General features: G+C 65.6%; 15 protein-coding genes, 1 tRNA gene and 1 pseudogene. 11 read left to right on the top strand and 6 right to left on the bottom strand.

The window, feature by feature from the left end:
- Positions 1-5: 5 nt before the first annotated feature.
- The 4 genes from G6N31_RS03735 to G6N31_RS03750 all read left to right on the top strand — a co-directional run bounded on the left by G6N31_RS03735 (position 6) and on the right by G6N31_RS03750 (position 4,330).
- A complete protein-coding gene (locus G6N31_RS03735; protein WP_098003532.1) occupies positions 6-1,523 on the top strand; it encodes a TldD/PmbA family protein in 1,518 nt (505 codons plus the stop codon).
- On the top strand, positions 1,520-2,893 hold the full coding sequence (locus G6N31_RS03740) for a metallopeptidase TldD-related protein (RefSeq protein WP_098003531.1): 1,374 nt from the start codon (positions 1,520-1,522) through the stop codon (positions 2,891-2,893). Before G6N31_RS03735 ends, G6N31_RS03740 begins: the two co-directional genes overlap by 4 nt.
- A gap of 7 nt (positions 2,894-2,900) precedes the next feature.
- The gene (locus tag G6N31_RS03745) at positions 2,901-3,743 is read left to right on the top strand and encodes a carboxymuconolactone decarboxylase family protein (protein WP_179964264.1); all 843 of its coding nucleotides are present in this window, start codon (positions 2,901-2,903) and stop codon (positions 3,741-3,743) included.
- A gap of 110 nt (positions 3,744-3,853) precedes the next feature.
- Positions 3,854-4,330, top strand: coding sequence for a hypothetical protein (locus G6N31_RS03750; RefSeq protein ID WP_098003530.1), 477 nt, complete (start codon positions 3,854-3,856; stop codon positions 4,328-4,330).
- A gap of 27 nt (positions 4,331-4,357) precedes the next feature.
- Here the strand turns inward: G6N31_RS03750 and G6N31_RS03755 are convergent, their stop codons facing one another.
- Positions 4,358-4,660, bottom strand: coding sequence for a DUF732 domain-containing protein (locus tag G6N31_RS03755; protein ID WP_165776241.1), 303 nt, complete (start codon positions 4,658-4,660; stop codon positions 4,358-4,360).
- A 131-nt stretch (positions 4,661-4,791) separates the two neighbouring features.
- Between G6N31_RS03755 and G6N31_RS03760 the strand changes: the two genes are divergently transcribed.
- Positions 4,792-6,072, top strand: coding sequence for an acyl-CoA dehydrogenase family protein (locus tag G6N31_RS03760; RefSeq protein WP_098003529.1), 1,281 nt, complete (start codon positions 4,792-4,794; stop codon positions 6,070-6,072).
- A 79-nt stretch (positions 6,073-6,151) separates the two neighbouring features.
- Positions 6,152-6,225: transfer RNA gene (locus G6N31_RS03765), tRNA-Ile, on the top strand.
- Between the two features lie 175 nt (positions 6,226-6,400).
- Here G6N31_RS03765 and G6N31_RS03770 read toward each other — a convergent pair.
- A protein-coding gene (locus G6N31_RS03770; protein WP_098006771.1) for an IS3 family transposase occupies positions 6,401-7,662 on the bottom strand; the annotation gives its coding sequence in 2 pieces (ribosomal slippage) (positions 6,401-7,374 and positions 7,374-7,662; 1,263 coding nt in all).
- 39 nt (positions 7,663-7,701) lie between these two features.
- Between G6N31_RS03770 and G6N31_RS03775 the strand changes: the two are divergent.
- A pseudogene (locus tag G6N31_RS03775) lies at positions 7,702-8,362 on the top strand (integrase core domain-containing protein); the annotation flags it as partial.
- 224 nt (positions 8,363-8,586) lie between these two features.
- On the opposite strand, the gene G6N31_RS03780 reads toward G6N31_RS03775, so the two are convergent.
- Genes G6N31_RS03780 through G6N31_RS03790 form a run of 3 tightly spaced genes read right to left on the bottom strand, consistent with a single transcriptional unit; the run spans position 8,587 to position 11,494 of the window.
- Positions 8,587-9,594, bottom strand: a complete 1,008-nt coding sequence (locus tag G6N31_RS03780) for a hypothetical protein (protein WP_098006568.1) — start codon at positions 9,592-9,594, stop codon at positions 8,587-8,589.
- A complete protein-coding gene (locus tag G6N31_RS03785; protein ID WP_098006570.1) occupies positions 9,591-10,937 on the bottom strand; it encodes a Dyp-type peroxidase in 1,347 nt (448 codons plus the stop codon). The genes G6N31_RS03780 and G6N31_RS03785 overlap by 4 nt, the downstream gene beginning before the upstream one ends.
- The gene (locus G6N31_RS03790) at positions 10,934-11,494 is read right to left on the bottom strand and encodes a hypothetical protein (protein WP_098006573.1); all 561 of its coding nucleotides are present in this window, start codon (positions 11,492-11,494) and stop codon (positions 10,934-10,936) included. The genes G6N31_RS03785 and G6N31_RS03790 overlap by 4 nt, the downstream gene beginning before the upstream one ends.
- A gap of 237 nt (positions 11,495-11,731) precedes the next feature.
- Here G6N31_RS03790 and G6N31_RS03795 point away from each other — a divergent pair, with 237 nt between their 5' ends.
- The 3 genes from G6N31_RS03795 to G6N31_RS03805 all read left to right on the top strand — a co-directional run bounded on the left by G6N31_RS03795 (position 11,732) and on the right by G6N31_RS03805 (position 14,489).
- Positions 11,732-12,256: a hemerythrin domain-containing protein gene (locus G6N31_RS03795; protein ID WP_098006575.1), complete on the top strand. Its 525-nt coding sequence runs from the start codon at positions 11,732-11,734 to the stop codon at positions 12,254-12,256.
- Between the two features lie 775 nt (positions 12,257-13,031).
- Positions 13,032-13,682 carry a hypothetical protein gene (locus G6N31_RS03800; RefSeq protein ID WP_133117729.1) on the top strand — a complete coding sequence of 217 codons (651 nt, stop codon included), beginning with the start codon at positions 13,032-13,034 and terminating at the stop codon, positions 13,680-13,682.
- 345 nt (positions 13,683-14,027) lie between these two features.
- Positions 14,028-14,489: a hypothetical protein gene (locus tag G6N31_RS03805; protein ID WP_098006578.1), complete on the top strand. Its 462-nt coding sequence runs from the start codon at positions 14,028-14,030 to the stop codon at positions 14,487-14,489.
- 49 nt (positions 14,490-14,538) lie between these two features.
- Here the strand turns inward: G6N31_RS03805 and G6N31_RS03810 are convergent, their stop codons facing one another.
- Positions 14,539-15,108, bottom strand: coding sequence for a DUF2231 domain-containing protein (locus tag G6N31_RS03810; protein WP_098006580.1), 570 nt, complete (start codon positions 15,106-15,108; stop codon positions 14,539-14,541).
- Positions 15,109-15,244: 136 nt separating this feature from the next.
- On the opposite strand from G6N31_RS03810, the gene G6N31_RS03815 reads away from it, so the two are divergent.
- Positions 15,245-15,706, top strand: a complete 462-nt coding sequence (locus G6N31_RS03815; RefSeq protein WP_098006582.1) for an MTB12 C-terminal domain-containing protein — start codon at positions 15,245-15,247, stop codon at positions 15,704-15,706.
- The last annotated feature ends 1 nt before the right edge of the window (position 15,707 follow it).

Below are 15,707 nucleotides of genomic sequence, written 5' to 3' on the forward strand. Positions count from 1 at the left end.
GGTGCGTGAGCGCCCCCCACTCGATCGACACCGACTTCCTGGCTGTGCCACGCAGCGCGTTGGCCGATGCCGCGCTGACCGCCGCGCAGCAAGCGGGAGCAGAATACGCCGACCTGCGCGTGCACGCGATCACCACCGAAACCGTGCAGCTGCGCGACGGTGCGCTGGAGAACGCAGTCGTCGACCGAGAGATCGGGCTCGCGGTGCGGGTGATCGTCGAGGGCACCTGGGGGTTCGCCTCGCACGCCGAACTCAGCCCCGGCGCCGCGGCCGACACGGCCCGGCGGGCCGTGCGGGTGGCCAAGACCCTGGCACAGCTGAACGCCGAGCGCATCGAGTTGGCCGCCGAACCTGTCTACCGGGACGCGACATGGGTGTCGGACTACCGGATCGACCCATTCGGGGTGCCCGGCGGGGACAAGGTCGCCGTCCTGGAGGAGTATTCGGGGCGCCTGCTGGCCTCCGACGGTGTCGACCACGTGACGGCGGCATTCCAGTCGGCCAAGGAGCAGACGTTCTACGCCGACACCTTCGGATCCTCGATCACCCAGCAGCGGGTCCGCATCCACCCCACCATCGAGGCGGTTGCGGTGGACGCCGCGGCCGGCACATTCGAGACCATGCGCACGCTGGCCCCGCCGTCGGCGCGCGGTTGGGAGGTCGTCGCCGCAGACGACGTGTGGGACTGGAGCGCCGAGTTGGCCCAGCTGCCGTCGCTGCTGGCCGAGAAGGTCAAGGCGCCCAGTGTGGTGGCGGGCCCGACCGACCTAGTGATCGATCCGACCAACCTGTGGTTGACCATTCACGAGTCGATCGGCCATGCCACCGAATACGACCGGGCCATCGGGTACGAAGCAGCTTACGCGGGAACATCTTTCGCCACCCCCGACAAGCTCGGCAGCATGCGCTACGGGTCGCCGGTGATGAACGTCACCGCCGACCGCACTGTCGAACACGGCTTGGCGACAGTCGGGTTCGACGACGAGGGGGTGCGTGCGCAGAGCTGGGACCTGGTCCGCGACGGACTGTTCGTCGGATACCAACTCGACCGGGTCTTCGCGCCGCGGTTGGGCGCGCAACGCTCCAACGGGTGTTCCTACGCCGACTCGGCCCACCATGTACCGATTCAGCGGATGGCCAACGTGTCCCTGCAGCCGGCCTCCGGTGAGGTCACCACCGACGACCTGATCGCCGGCGTCGGCGACGGCATCTATGTCGTCGGCGACAAGAGCTGGTCGATCGACATGCAGCGGTACAACTTCCAGTTCACCGGACAGCGCTTTTTCCGGATCCGCAACGGAAGGCTCGAGGGACAGGTGCGTGACGTGGCCTACCAGGCCACCACCACGGATTTCTGGGGTGCGCTCGAGGCCGTCGGTGGCCCGTCCACGTGGCGCCTCGGTGGCGCGTTCAACTGCGGCAAGGCCCAACCCGGGCAGATCGCTCCGGTCAGCCACGGCTGCCCGTCGGCGCTGTTCCGCGGTGTCAACGTACTCAACACCCGGGAAGAGGGCGGCCGATGATCGGCGCGCAGCAGGTGGTCGACCTCGCGCTGGCCGCGGCGCGCCGGCGCGGGAAGGCCGACGAGACCATCGTGCTGGTCACCGACCGCATCGACGCATCGCTGCGCTGGGCCAACAACACCATGACCACCAACGGCGAATCCACCAGCCGGACCATCACCGTCATCTCGGTCGTGCGCCGTGGAGCCGACGCGCATGTCGGTTCGGTGCGATCGAGCGCGGTGGCCCCGTCGGTGATCGACGAGCTAGTCGAGGCCTCACAGCGGGCCGCCGCGACCGCGACCGCGGCCAGGGACGCCGCGCCGCCGCTGCCCGGCGGCGATGTGCCCGTGGACTGGGACGCTCCTGTCCCGCGCACCGGGGTCGACGTGTTCCTCGGCGTCGCCGACGGACTGGCGCGTGGATTCCGCAGCGCTGACGCCCTTTTCGGATATGCGCGGCACATCCTGGAGACCACGTTCGTGGCCACCTCCACCGGAATCCGGCGCCGGTACACCCAGCCCACCGGTTCGGTGGAGATCAACGCCAAACGTGACGGCGCCAGCGCGTGGGTGGGCCGCAGCACACCCGACTTCGTCGGGGTATCAACGGAACTGATGCTCGACGAACTCGCGACCCGGTTGTCCTGGGCCCGGCGCACCATCGAGCTGCCGGCCGGGCGGTACGAGACGATCATGCCGCCGTCGACGGTGGCCGACATCATGATCTACCTGTCGTGGACCATGAGCGGCCGGGGAGCAGAGGAGGGCCGCACGGCACTGTCGGCGCCGGGCGGCGGTACCCGGGTGGGGGAGAAGCTCACCTCCTTGCCGCTGACCATGTACTCCGACCCGACGGCCGCCGGTCTGGAGTGCACGCCGTTCGTCGCGGTCCCGACGTCCTCGGAGCGGACCTCGGTGTTCGACAACGGTATGGACATCGGGCGGGTCGACTGGATCCGCGACGGGGTGATCAACGCGCTGGCCTATCCGCGCGCCGCCGCAGCGGAATTCGACGCACCGGTCGCGGTCGGAGCCGACAACCTGCTGATGACCGGCGGCTCGGCCCCGCTGGCCGACATGGTCGCCAACACCGAGCGGGGCCTGCTGCTGACCACGTTCTGGTACATGCGGGAGGTCGATCCGTCTGTGCTGCTGATGACCGGGCTGACCCGCGACGGGGTGTATCTGGTCGAGGACGGCGAGGTGACCGCGGCGGTGAACAACTTCCGGTTCAACGAAAGCCCGTTGGATCTGCTGCGCCGTGCCACCGAGGCCGGTGTCAGTGAGGTCACGCTGCCCCGGGAGTGGGGCGACTGGGCCACCCGCGCACAGATGCCGACGTTGCGAATCCCCGACTTCCACATGTCCTCGGTCAGCCAGGCGCAATAATCGGCATGTGATCGACTCCGCATTGCCCGAGTTGCTGGCCCGCCTCGTCGCGCTGTCGTCGGGCGACCGGCGCGCGGACACCCTGATCCGTCTGACCTGCGGACGCACTCTCGCGCTGCCGCCGCTGCCGATGCCGGTCGACGTGGGCGAGGAGCTCACCGAGCGCGAGCAGGTGCTTGCGGCGTTCGCCGAGCAATTCTGCGTCGACGTCACCGGCATCAGTGACGGCCAACGAGCTCGATTCCTCGAGGCGTTCGGCGACAGTGCTTTTCGCTTCGTGCTCGCCGTGTTCATCGCCGATTTCGTGCCGCGAGTGTGGGCGGGCTGCGACGCGCTGGGTATCGGTCGGGCCGGCTCGACGGCGACCGTGGCGTGGGAGCCCGACACCGACCCCGCCACGGTGCTGCTGGCCGAATTCGCGCCCGAGGTCGCGCGACTGCGCACGCTGGATCCCGTCACCACCGAAGTGGTGCGGCTGCGCGGAGCAGACGCGCACAACTGTCGGCTGTGCAAGTCGCTGCGTGAGGTGCACGCGCTGGACGCCGGCGGAAGCGAGGAGCTGTACGGCCAGATCGGACAGTTCGAGACGGCCGATGCTCTGTCGGAGGCGCACAAGGCCGCCCTGCGCTACGTCGACGCGTTGGTCTGGTCGCCCTCGCGCATCGACGACGATGTGGTGGCCGGGATGCACACGCACTTCACCAGCGACCAGCAGCTCGAGATCACTCTCGACGTGATGCGCAATGCGGCGAACAAGATCATGGTGTCGCTGGGCGCCGATGCTCCGCGGGTCACCGAGGGCACCGAACGCTACGAAGTCGACGAGACGGGCCAGACCATCTTCGCTTGACCGGGCGTTGACTTGCTGGTCACGAGGCGAGAAGATCGGAGTCTGCGTTCAATTGGGGTCGGATCTGTCCGCAGGTCCGAGTATTCGGTCCAGACGCGAATGGGACTGCCATGACAGGTACCGCATTCATCCCATCGGCAGGACTGCTGCGCATTGCTGTCCGCGCGGTGTTCGCGATCACCCTCGCAGTGGGGGCGCTGGTGGTGACCGCGCCGCCGGGCAGCGCGATTCCGGAATCGACCATCCAGTCCGAATGCGACGAAGCCGGCGGCACCTACACCACGACTGTTGTCGACGGTAAGAGGTACTCGAGGTGCTGCTATCGCGACGTGAATAACAATCAGCACTGCGACCACTACACCGATGGAACCTATACGTACACCAACCTGGTCGACCCCGGTACCCCCTTGCCGACGACACCGCCGCCGCGAGAAGGGGTGGTGGGCCCACCGGCGACGGTGGTGGAGCCGGCACCGCAACCGACGCCGCGGCCCGGGGCCGTAGTGGGTCCGCCGGCCACCGAGGTGCAGCCAACTTTTGAGCCGCGGCCGGGGACCATCGTGGGCCTCGATCCCGGTGCAGCCTGAATCCGAGAACCGGGGCGCCCCGGGGGTTCAGGCTTCGTCGGGCTGCGGACAGAAGTACAGGCGGGCGCCGGCCACGATGAAATTCGAGAGTGTTTGATCTCTCGTCGCGATGTCCAGCATCTCGGCCACAGCGCTCGGGTCAGCGCCGCGCTCGAATTGAGCGCACACCTCACGGGCCAGGGGAGTCAAGGTCGCACAGTCACCCGTGAAACCTATCGAGGTCATACTGCCGCAGAACTCGTCCTCAGGGGAGGCGGCAGCGGGCGGTGCGGCCAACACCGAGCCGACCACGGCCATCAACAGCGCAGTAAGTCGCGCACGCATCATCATGTCCCACTCTTCTTACCGCCTGATTACCCGTTCCGGTCGCGGCGCGCAGCATCAGACGCAGATCGAGACGGGAGCGTTACCGAGATCGGCATTGCCCCGTCGCGTCGGCGGTGCGGTGAAAGACTGCGAGCATGGCATGGGATTTCAGCACCGAACCGGAGTTCCAGCGCAAGCTCGACTGGGTCCAGCAGTTCTGTGAGGAGAAAGTCGAGCCACTCGACCACGTGTTCCCGCACGCGGTCCGCTCGCCTGATCCGGCGGTCAAGGCCTACGTCCGTGAGCTCCAGCAGGAAGTCAAGGACCAGGGGCTGTGGGCGATCTTTCTCGACGAGCAGCTCGGCGGGCCGGGATACGGGCAGCTCAAACTGGGCCTCCTCAACGAGATCATCGGGCGCTACGCCGGCGCGCCGCACATGTTCGGTGCGTCGGCCCCCGACACCGGCAACATGGAGATGCTGGCCGCCTACGGCACCGAGGAACAGAAGCAACGGTGGCTCGCCCCGCTGCTCAACCAGGACATCTTCTCGGCCTACTCGATGACCGAGCCGCAGGGTGGCAGCGACCCGAATCTGTTCAAGACCCACGCCGTCCGCGACGGCGACGAATGGGTGATCAACGGTGAGAAGTGGTTCACCTCTGCCGGTCGCGTGGCCGACCTCCTGTTCGTGATGTGCACCAACGGAATGTTCGTCGTCCCCCGCAAGACGCGCGGCGTCGAGATCAAGCCCGAGCCGCGCAACCACAATCACATCGTCTACCGCGATGTGCGGGTCCCGCTCGACCATCTGCTGGGTCCGGAGAACGGCGCAAAAGTGTTGGCGCAACGGCGACTCGGCGGCGGGCGCATCCACCACGCCATGCGCACGATCGCCCAGTGCAACCTTGCGTTCGACATGATGTGCGAGCGGGCGTTGTCCCGGCAATCGCACGGCAAGGTGATCGCCGAACACCAGATGGTGCAGGAGAAGGTCGCCGAGTCCTACGCGATGATCAGGATGCTGCGCCTGTTCGTGCTGGAGACGGCGTGGAAGATCGACAACACGTCGACGCAGGAGACGCGCACCGAGATCGCCGCGGTCAAGTTCACGATGGCCAAGGTCCTGCGTGAGGTGTCGTTCAACGCGCTGCACATCCTCGGCTCGCTCGGCACCACAGACCTCACCCCGATCCAGGCAATGTATGCGGGTGCCCCGACGATGGGGATCGCCGACGGGGTCGACGAGGTGCACAAGGCCACCGTTGCTCGGCGCATACTGCGCGACTACACCCCGCACGACGGTGATTTCCCGACCGAGTTCCTCCCGTACAAGCGAGAGCAGGCGCGCCAGAAGATGCAGCCCGTGCTCGACGCCCGCCCCGAGTTGGCGACCGCCGCCGAGGCGTACCAGGAGTATCTGTCCCGGCGCCGCTAGCTGATCGTCGACGGCTGAGGCCCTCGTGCTCGTCCGCTTCAGCGTGCGTATGCGACCATGGGTGCCGCGCTGACGCGCTGGGGCGGTAGCTCAGTTGGTTAGAGCCGTGGACTCATAATCCATTGGTCGCGGGTTCGAGCCCCGCCCGCCCCACCTCGAGAGGTGTATTACCTCGGTTGATGGGTGACTTTTCTACTCCGGCTGATGGTTGACGTTGTTTCGGCTGATGCTTGTCAGTTGCTTCGGTTGATCCTTGACACTCCCTAGATGAGGGAGTTGAGCGTGGTGAACCGCCCCGGGGAGTCCGGAGACTTTTTGATTTGACGACTCAGCTGGCGGCTAGCCTCGTTTGTTGAGCGTAGTAGGCCGCCTCCAGCTCGGCTGGTGGGACGTCGCCGCAGTATTCGTAGAGCCGGCGGTGGTTGAACCAGTCGACCCAGCGGGCGGTCGCCAGCTCGACGTCCTCGACGGTGCGCCAGGGCTTGCCTGGTTTGATCAGCTCGGTCTTGTAGAGGCCGTTGATGGTCTCGGCGAGCGCGTTGTCATAGGAGCTTCCGACCGCACCGACCGACGGCTGAATACGCGCCTCGGCGAGCCGTTCGGTGAACCGGATGGACGTATATTGTGATCCTCGATCCGTATGGTGGACAACATCTTTCAAATCGAGGATGCCGTCTCGCTGACGTGTCCAGATGGCCTGCTCGATCGAGTCGAGCACCATCGTGGTCGCCATCGTCGATGCCACCCGCCAGCCCAGGATTCGGCGGGCATAGGCATCGGTGACAAACGCGACGTAGGCGAACCCCGACCAGGTTGACACATACGTCAGATCAGCCACCCACAACCGGTTCGGTGCGACCGGGCCGAAGCGGCGCCCGACCAGATCAGCCGGCCGCACCGCGCCCGCGTCAGTGATCGTGGTGGCTATGGCCTTGCCGCGCACCGCACCGCGCAGACCGAGTTCGGCCATCAGCCGCTCCACCGTGCAGCGGGCCACCTCAATGCCCTCCCGGTTGAGCGCCAGCCACACCTTGCGCGCCCCGTAGACGCCGTAGTTCGCGCCGTGCACCCGGTTGACGTGGGCTTTGAGCGCCTCGTCGCGGACCTCGCGACGAGTGGGCTCACGCTCGAGATGCTCGTAGTACGTCGAGGGGGCGATCTGCACACCGAGCCCGACGAGCTCGCTACAGATCGACTGGACACCCCAGCGCAGACCATCAGGGCCCTCGCGGCGGCCCTGATGCTCAGCGATGAATCGACAGATCAGTGGTGTGGCCGGTCCAGCTCGGCCGCGAAGAAAGCCGACGCCGTCTTCAAGATCGCGTTGGCCCGCTTGAGCTCGGCGTTCTCCCGGCGCAGCTTCTTGAGCTCAGCGGACTCTTCGGTCGTGGTCCCCGGCCGGGCGCCGGCATCGACCTGGGCCTGGCGCACCCACTTACGCACGGTCTCGGCTGTGCCGATCCCGAGCAGCCGGGCGACTTCGCCCATTGCTGCCCACTCCGACTCATGCTGATCGCTGATCTCGGCGACCATGCGCACCGCCCGCTCACGAAGCTCCGGCGGATACCTCCTCGACGAACCACCTGACATGACTCCATCCTTCCCAAGAAGTGGAGTCTCCGGACATGCCGGGGCGGTTCAGTGTGTGACGGGTTGCGTGGCGCGTTGGAGGCGTTCGGTGCGCCGAGTCAGATCCTGACCGACAACGGCAGGGTGTTCACCGGTCGGTTCAACCATCCGCCGGTCGAGGTGCTCTTTGACGCGATCTGCCGCGAGCACGGTATTGAGCATTTGTTGACTCGGCCACGGTCACCAACCACGACCGGCAAGATCGAACGTTTTCATCGGAGCCTACGAGCGGAGTTCCTCAGCGGGAGAGCGCCTTTCGAGAATCTGAAGGTTGCCCAGCAGGCTTTGGATGAATGGGTGGCGTTCTACAACACTGCTCGTCCACACCAGGCGCTTCAGATGGGGCACCCCGGCCTCACGGTTCACCGTCGCCGCGGACACGGGCGGGCCGGTGGCGCGGCCACCGGCGCCGGAGGGATTGCGCGGGGAACGCGCCGGTGTGGACTGGGTGAGTCGCCGCGTGACCACCAACGGGGTGGTGTGCGTGTCCTGGCAGCAGGTCAGCCTGGGACGTCACTACGCCGGTTCGCGGTGTGATGTTCATGTCGACGGGGAGCTGCTGCGTTTCTATATCGGCGACATTCTGGTCAAGACTGCTGCGCGTACCAGTGCCGGCGAGGTACGAAACAAGCGGGCACTGCGCACCAGCGCAGAGCCTTAACCACACACCGAGTGTCAAGGATCAACCGCAACAGATCCGTCAAGCATCAACCGGAGCCAAACAGCCCACTAGGGATCGTGTGGTGCAATACATGCCGCAAGTCGAAGACCGACGATCGCGACGGCGACCACGATGACGACGACGCTCTGGCCGCCTCCTACCAGCGTCGCGGCAATATTGCGTTGGGCCGTCCCGAGGGCAAGTACGTCGCACCGCGTGGCGACTCATCTCATCGTGGCGAGGTTGTGCCAGAGGTTTCGGAGGCTGTCGGTGCCGCCGAAAAGGGTGGTGAAGTGTGTCGAGTCGATGAGAACGATGTCGCCGGCCCGGTCGCCGCCGGGTGGCATCCAGACGAGCGCGTTGAACTCGGTGTTGCCGTCGTTGGTGAACGGGTGCGGCCGGTTCGGATCGATCCGTTGGCGGCCCAGCACCACCAGTGACCCGCTCTCCGGCGCCGTCAATGCGTAGTGGGGGAGGTGCGGGTGAAAATTGAAGGTGGTCACGTTGTCGAGCAGTCCGATCGCGTCGAGGTCACGCGACCCGTTCAGCGGTGCGATCTCTCGCGTCCCCTCCACCACGGCCGGACGCAGCCCCCAGGTGTTGTGCACCGGGACGTCGAGCGCGGTCATCAACGATCGGGTGTACTGGCCGAACCGCTGCTGACGCGGAACCAGGGGATCGCCGTGGTGGGCGTACTCCATCTGCCTTTGCTCGAAGTCGTCGGTGAAGCCGACGTCGTGGTGGGGCGCCAGCAGGAGACAGGTGCCCTCGCGCCGGAGCCACTGCCTGATCGCCACGACTTCGTCGTTGGTGGCCTGCTGGTCGGACAGGAGGTGGTCGAGGCCGAAGACCATCAGTGTGTCGGTGTCCTCGAGGATCCGCTCGTCGATCGGCAGTTGGTAGCCGGCTTGATCGATGCGCTGGAACACCGCGACCGGATGGCCGGTCGCGTCGCCCACGAGGTCCTGGAACGCCAGCGTCGAGCGGTGGAAGAGTTCCAAGGTTCCCGCGATGCCCTGGAGGAAGTGATCTTGGTGGTACTCGCGGCTTTCGTAGCCGGGCCACAACGCGTTTCGGACTTCAGTGATGGTCGAGAAACGGTTGTACATCTCGGCGGGGCTGCGTTGAGCCTCCCACGGGTAGCTCCACGTCCAGTAGATGCTGACCCGTCTCCGGCCGTTGTGCTCACGTCCGATGTGCGTTTGGTTGTACGTGCGAGCCGCGGTGCTCACGATGCTTCTCCCAGCGTGGCCAAATAGTTCAAGGCGCGGATGCCGGGAAGAAAGAAATAGGCCCCACCGCGCAGAGTCGTGAAGGCCGGTATGCCCTTGTGAACCTTTCGTATCGGTCGCTTGGGCACCGTGAAGTCAAGGGTGCCGTCCTGCGTTCCGCAGATGGGGTCATGCTCGTTACGGAGTTCGTGGAAGGTGCTGTCGTTGATCCAGACGTTTTGAGCGAACTCGAACTGCCTTACCAGGTCGGCGCAGATGATGAAGGCGGCGATGCCGCGCTCGACACCGTCGTCTGGTGCTCCCTCGGGCAGCGCGGGACCGTAGGTCGCGCCGCGTCGGATCATCCGGCGCCGATTCATGTAATGCGCGGTGTCGCGCGGGTTGAGTCGCCTGGCGTGTGAGCCCAGCGGGCACGCGTAGCCGAACGGGTCCATGTCTTTGTAGTTGAAGTCGTTGTTGCGTTGCGGATCTGCGCCCAGTTCTGGATCGTCTCGGTCGGGAGCGAGGACCAGGGGTGCGCCGCTGCGCCAGCGGCCCATGAACTTGGCGGCCAGGAGTTCCTCGTCTTCTGCGTTCTGCGAGTTCGACCGCAGATAGTCCCGGAACGCTCCGACGTGCTCCTCGAGGCGGCGATAGGCCATGTAACTGCCATTACGGGAGAGGGTTTCGGGCTGCGGGAGGTCAGGGACAGGGCCGTTCTCATCGGGATAGCCGAGGATGAACTCACCGGGCGCGAGAGGTTCCCCGGATCCGGGCGTTGGGTCCTCGCCGGAACCTTTGATCACCGGTTGGGACAGCCTGTCTCGGAAACCGAAGTGGTCGTGGGCGTAGTTGAACGGAGGGCTCGCATTCAGATCGAGGTGCGAGAGGCTGCGGACGCCGTCGGTGCGAGCGAGCAGAGCATCATGATTGGCGATGGAAAGACGAGCCTGCTCTTCGTTGCGGGCGAACAGAATCGCGATGGCATGGAGCTCGTCACCGGCGAGCTGACCGAGCCAGTGTGACGGCGCCGCCGAGCCGGTGTCGCCGAGGATGTCCGCGCGAGCGGCCATTCCCTCACGGAAAGCCTCGGGAAACGTTGCCAGCGACTCCTCGGTCACCCCCAGGGCGCGTAACCCGTGCCAGGTGAAGGCCAGCGTGACCCAGCGATCGGAGGTATCCACCGTGGCGCGGACCTCGGCGGCGGACTGGACCTTGTCGAGCAGCGCGGTGATCCAGGTGCGTCCGCCTTCGCCGGACTCGAAGGTCAGGAACTCGTATCGGCCGGTGATCGCCGGCGTACGCGTCAGGAGGATGTGCTGGATATCGTCGAACTCGAGTTCGCCGACTTCGGTACCGGTCACTGCATTTGATCAAGCATGTCGGAGAACGCCGCTTTGAGCCGCAGAGCTTTCTTGATCTCATCGGCGGTGACGTAGGGATACTCGCCGTACTCGACGAAGCTCGGGACGTGATGCTCCCGGACGAACTGCACGAAGCCTTCTGGGCGCTCCTTCCAGTCCTCCGGGAACCCTTCGAGGGTCGTGAAAATCGTGTCGATGCCTGTCTGACTGAACAGCTGGACTGCGTCCTCGGTGTACTTGTCGAAGTCGGTGTCGAAGATGCCCTGGTATTGGAAGTAGAGATCCGAACCGATGGGAAACAACTGCCATCGCAGATAGTGCAGTTTCAACGGAGCCAGCACTTCAGGATTAGCGGTGACCGCCGCTTCCAGATTGCGGCCGTGCTGCCGAATCACTTCTTCTTGGCCGGGCTTCACCTTGGCGATGATGGTGAACCCGTAGCAGGCCGGAGTGCGTGGGAAGACGGGGCCATACCGGCCACGCTCGAGCTCGAAATATCCCTCTTTGGGGATGGCCATCATCGCGGGTTTGGCCCAGTCGTGGTCGGTTGTGGACATCGTATTCTCCCGTCCGCATCCCCCCAGTTGAGCGGAACGCTAGCACCCGATCTTGGCGAGGGCGCGACATTTGTGAACGCCGTCTCGGCTGTTCGATTCGCTCGGCTGGGACTGACTTCGACCAGAAGTGGGGCGCGTACCAACCGCTGTGTGCGAGCGCCGCCCCTCCGTATCGGTTGAGAGCCGAAAGGGCCGTCGGGGCTTCGTGTCCGCATTCGCGAGGCGTAGGTTGGCATCATGGCCGACATCATCGAGCTGATCTATGCCGACCATGACTGGTTGCGACGCCAGTTCTTCCGCCTCGACGACGCAGCGTCTCCCGGCGAGCTCGCGGCGATCTGGGAGGTACTGAGCGCACGACTGGACACCCACGCCGAGGCTGAGGAGACGGTCTTCTATCCGGTGCTGCTCAAGCACGGTGGGCGCGAGCATCCCGGCAATCCCGAAGGCGACCCGGAGGACGAAACCGAGGACGCCATCACCGATCACAACGCGATCCGTGATGCGGTGCGCCGATCTCGTCGGCATCAGCCGGGCAGCGACGAGTGGTTCGAGGCCGTCTTGGCCGCCCGCAAGGAGAACGGCTCTCACCTCGACGAAGAAGAACGCGAGGCCATGCCCGACTTCATCAAGAGCGCATCCCTGCAATTGCGCCATGAGTTGGGGATGCAGTGGTTGCGGTTCTACGCCGAGCACCAGGCAGGCACCGGCATCAGCACCGACGACGTTGATGCCGACGACTACATCGAACGCCACTCCTAGCGGCGGAATTGACGCCGCAGCGCTCGTAGGCCCACCGCATCTACCTCGCGTCAGCGGTGAACACGGGGAATGGCCGAATACCCTTCGATCGGATTCTGCGGCAACGCTTCCCTAATCGCACGACGGAATTCGCCAGAGGCGGATTCCCAGTGGCGGGGGCCGAAGACGCGGGCTCTCCGACTCGCGGTGAGTCCCTCGGTCGGGTTCCTGATCGTCGTCGACTGTCGTCAGCGGCATGGCCGAGTTCTCCAGATGGGGCTTCGGCGTTGACGCCGACCACCGTGTCGAGTTCTGTGTCCCACTCAGCCGGGCCCTACGCTCGCCGTTGCTTCTGGTGCGGAAACGGTGGTTCCCAGCGAATCGCGGTCACGCTCGCCGATTGGTTCTCGCGCGGGCGACAGACTTGTGTGCGATCGCAACGACCGATCCCGCCCTGTCCAACGCGTGGTTACCGCTCAGACACAGCCCCGGGTCCGCGGGCATTAGCTGCCAGCAGCAGTCCTGGGGTTATCCAGCCACCTGAAGAGCTAATTAGCCCAACTCGTTACGGCGGGCGTATTTGCCTCGGACGACAATTAATGAGCCCTGAACGGTTTCAAGCTTCGCTCGGTGAGGAAAACCTGGCGGCGGGAGACAGTGGCGTGCGTCACGTCAGGCAGGCGGATCCTGCCGCCGGGTAGACGTCTCAGGCCGATATGTCGGGGGCCGGACACTGCTTCTTCCGAACCAAATAAGGAGAAAACCCATGACGTCACGTCTTACGAGACTGCTAGCCTTGGTAGTCAGCGTCGCGATGGTCGGATTGTTCGGACTGGTCACCGGAACCGCCTCTGCCCAGCCACCGGGCGTGGGCAAGGACAACGTCGTCCAGGTGCAGGGCACCGGGCCCGACGGAGTGAAATTCAACGGGCAGTTCCAGGCCACCAGCGCCAAGGAGGTCACCAAGCAAGACGGCCCGGCCACGGCAGACGACAACGGCGCGACGTCGTCCAATACCGGCGTCGCCCTCGTCGGTACCCTCACGGGCAAGCTGGTCAGCCCAGGCGGGGGTCAGCCCGCCGGTGCGCCGGGCGCCGCCCAGGACGTCAACATCGACAACTTCGCGATGCCGGTCAACGCCATCACGTTCCCGTCGCAGGCCGAGGCCCAGCCGTCGTCGTCCTCGTCCTCGTCCGGAGACGCCCAGTTCCAGTTGGCCAGCCAGCAGGCCAGCTGCTCGGTGCTCAATCTGGTGCTGGGTCCGCTGGACTTGAATCTGCTCGGCCTGAGGGTCCAGCTGAATCAAGTTGATCTGGTCATCACAGCGATTCCTGCCGATGGACTGCTCGGTCAACTGCTGTGCGCTCTGGCCGGTCCTGAGGGAGTCCTCAGCGGGGTCGTCCAGAACATCGTCAATCTGCTCAACCGGATTCTCGGTCAGCTCTAGGGGTCGCGCCTGATAATTCCCCAGTCGCCGCCCGCGCCCGCTCTGGGTGCGGGCGGCGCTCTATTGTCGGCGGCCCCTATCGATTGCCGGGTCAAGATCGTTACAGGTTTCGGGAAATGTCCAGCAAATTCACACTGCGCCAGCTTCCGCGCCGGCACTGTCTAGTTTGGTTAACGAATTCAATTGGCGCCGAGGCGTTTAACTCTCAAGATCGATGGCCATAATTGTCAGCGACGGGGGTCGGATCGTTGAGCGCCGACATGGCGGCAACGGTCATGTGCACACCGCACGTACGGACACTGCGTAGCCGAAGGCTCGTAGTGCCGAACGACGAAGGAGGTCGTTATGGATATCAAGAAGATCGCCGCAGGTGCGGCCACGGCGGGCCTGCTCGGTATGGGTGGACTCGGCCTCGGCGCCGGGATCGCACTGGCCGATCCGCCTTCGCCGAACCCCGGCAACGGCAACGGCAACCCCGGTAACGGCAATGGCAACCCGGGCAATGGCGATACGATCCGGCCGCCTTGGGTCACCGGACCCGGTGTCAACGTCGGTGAGCCGGGCAATCCGGCGCCTCCAGGGCTGAACTACCTGCCGCCTCCGGGACATGGCGGCCCGATGCCGCAGGACCGCATCTTCCTCCCCGAGGTTCCGGGCTGGGTGCTGACGCCGGTGCTCCCGCCGGAGTGGGCACCACCGCTGCCCGAACTGCCGGACTGGGCTGACGGTCTGACCGTGGTCTGGAACCCCGAGCTCAATGCCTGGGGCGTCTGGGACGCCGAAGCCAACCTCTTCGTGCGTCTCTGAGTTGCAGCAGGAGCCGCCCCGCCGCCACGGCGGGGCGGTTTCTGTGTTGTCAGGCCGCGCGGCCCAATGCGTAGGACGCCAGATCGCCGCCGTGGTGCGGGGCCTGCCAGCGATGCACGCCCGCTCCCTGGGCGTACGACAGGTGTCCGCCCAGTGAACCGCCGACGCTGACGATGAGCAGCGCGAGCACTGTCAGCACCGTGGCGCGTCGATGGTGCTCTTTTCCATGGGCGCGATAGGCCAGCGCGAACAGCCCGATCGCCACACCGTTGACCACGGCGTGCAGCAAGCCGACGCGGCGCTGCTCTCGGTTGAGCAAGGGAAACTCGGCCCACCCGGCCAGCGCGGTGGGCGGAGCCGCTGCCAAGCCGACAGCCAGCAGGCGCCGGGCGGTGGTGCGGTCGCGCAAGCCGATGTCGAACAGCAACGCGGTCATCCACGACCCCAGTGGAAGAAAGACCAGCAGTGGGTGCACAGGGTGGCCCAGCCACGACCCGCGCAACGCCCTGCCGACCGCGCGACCGCCCAGGACGCGTTCGACGGTCTCGGCGGCGCGGTCGGCCGGCGGGTCCAGCGCACGGACCGATTCTGCGGACCTGAGCAACGAGTGGACGTTCATGGATTCCTCCTTTTGCACGCTGAGGTACCCCGTCGTCGCGCCGCCAACCACCAGCACAAACTCGGTAAGCCTTGCCTAAATGAGGTGAGCCTCCTAAATTAGCGGACACATTTCCTCTAAATTAGGAGTCTGCTTCATGCCGAATCGTCTGCGTGTCCTGGCAGCCGGCAGTGTGGTGGCACTGATCGCGGTGCTGATACCCCCGACGGCCCAGGCTCAGCAGGACTTCGCGATCACCGCCGACGTGCCCACCCTCGAGGAGCTCGACTCGCAGATCCGGCTGCTGGTCGGTACGCCGGCCCCCGACCACGTCAAAGCCGCGCAGCTCGAAGGTGGAGACCGCGCGGTCGTCGTGCCAAAGATGGTCTACCGCATCGGCTTCTTCCGCCCGCCGCGCGGCAACAGCCAGGTGACCGGGCCCGAGACCCACGATGGCGACCGCCACACCGCCGTCATCAACGCCAGCCGTCAGGGTTCACCGACGATCCAGGTGGTCGCGGAGTGGCGGCGCATCGACGGCCGCTGGAAGCTGGCCAACAAATCGCTGTGCAACGGGATCTCCACCCTCGGCCTGCCTATTCCGTGCAACTTCCAATGAA

The sequence above is a fragment of the Mycolicibacterium duvalii genome (genome assembly GCF_010726645.1).
GTDB classification, from domain to species: domain Bacteria; phylum Actinomycetota; class Actinomycetes; order Mycobacteriales; family Mycobacteriaceae; genus Mycobacterium; species Mycobacterium duvalii.